The following is a 1,332-nucleotide window of genomic DNA, read 5'->3' as shown; positions in this document are numbered from 1 at the left end:
CCGCCGCGGAGCCCGGAGGTGATCAGGTGGAAGGTGTCGCGGCGGTAGACCTCGGTGCAGCTGATGACGCTCAAGGCGGATGGCGACATTTCCGTGAAGGAACTCGGGGACAATCCGGATCGGCTGGCCTTGCTGTTCGGCAGCGAAAAGGGTGGGCCTTCCGACCTGTTCGAGGAGGCGTCTTCCGCCTCGGTTTCCATCCCCATGATGAGCCAGACCGAGTCTCTCAACGTTTCCGTTTCCCTCGGAATCGCGCTGCACGAGAGGATCGACAGGAATCTCGCGGCCAACCGATAAGCGCCTCTGTTCCTCGGACGCTCGGTTCCTCGACCTCGATTCGTCAGTGATGATCCCGCAAAAGCGGCCTTTGACTCCCTGCAAGCCTCAGCGACCGAATATATCGGTTATGCGTGGGCGATGGTTGTTGTCATTGTCGGCGCAACTATCGGTATCAAGCTGTTTAAGAAATTCACCTCGAAAGCAAGCTGATAAACCGATACAATTAAAGGCTCCTTTTGGAGCCTTTTTTTTTGGAGATTTTCAACGTGAAAAAATTATTATTCGCAATTCCTTTAGTTGTTCCTTTCTATTCTCACTCCGCTGAAACTGTTGAAAGTTGTTTAGCAAAACCTCATACAGAAAATTCATTTACTAACGTCTGGAAAGACGACAAAACTTTAGATCCGGCCAAGCTCTGGCGTAATAGCGAAGAGGCCCGCACCGATCGCCCTTCCCAACAGTTGCGCAGCCTGAATGGCGAATGGAAATTGTAAGCGTTAATATTTTGTTAAAATTCGCGTTAAATTTTTGTTAAATCAGCTCATTTTTTAACCAATAGGCCGAAATCGGCAAAATCCCTTATAAATCAAAAGAATAGACCGAGATAGGGTTGAGTGTTGTTCCAGTTTGGAACAAGAGTCCACTATTAAAGAACGTGGACTCCAACGTCAAAGGGCGAAAAACCGTCTATCAGGGCGATGGCCCACTACGTGAACCATCACCCTAATCAAGTTTTTTGGGGTCGAGGTGCCGTAAAGCACTAAATCGGAACCCTAAAGGGAGCCCCCGATTTAGAGCTTGACGGGGAAAGCCGGCGAACGTGGCGAGAAAGGAAGGGAAGAAAGCGAAAGGAGCGGGCGCTAGGGCGCTGGCAAGTGTAGCGGTCACGCTGCGCGTAACCACCACACCCGCCGCGCTTAATGCGCCGCTACAGGGCGCGTCAGGTGGCACTTTTCGGCCGCCGCTTCGACGAGGACGTCGTCGCCATGACCTCCGCCGCGGGTGCCACCCGGTACGCGGAACTGGCCGTCGCCGAACGGCAGTCGTTCACCA

Annotated in this window: 2 protein-coding genes and 1 pseudogene; all 3 read left to right on the top strand. The window is 52.7% G+C overall.

Annotation, left to right across the window (positions count from 1 at the left end; translation table 11 throughout):
* The first annotated feature begins 63 nt into the window (after positions 1 to 63).
* A complete protein-coding gene (locus AB0M26_RS31935; RefSeq protein ID WP_365266547.1) occupies positions 64 to 297 on the top strand; it encodes a TrmH family RNA methyltransferase in 234 nt (77 codons plus the stop codon).
* Positions 298 to 303: 6 nt separating this feature from the next.
* Positions 304 to 489, top strand: coding sequence for a major coat protein (locus tag AB0M26_RS31930; RefSeq protein WP_351386733.1), 186 nt, complete (start codon positions 304 to 306; stop codon positions 487 to 489).
* Between the two features lie 56 nt (positions 490 to 545).
* Positions 546 to 653: pseudogene (locus AB0M26_RS31925) on the top strand (hypothetical protein); the annotation flags it as partial.
* Positions 654 to 1,332 lie beyond the last annotated feature (679 nt).

Source organism: Streptomyces sp. NPDC051776 (genome assembly GCF_040681345.1).
In the GTDB taxonomy this organism is placed as follows: domain Bacteria; phylum Actinomycetota; class Actinomycetes; order Streptomycetales; family Streptomycetaceae; genus Streptomyces.
The sequence above is the reverse complement of the archived record's forward strand: the minus strand, read 5'-3'. Positions and strand labels throughout refer to the sequence as shown.

Coding starts and splice junctions, on each gene's coding strand:
- AB0M26_RS31935 (WP_365266547.1), top strand. CDS start 64: ATGACGCTCAAGGCGGATGGCGACATTTCCGTGAAGGAACTCGGGGAC.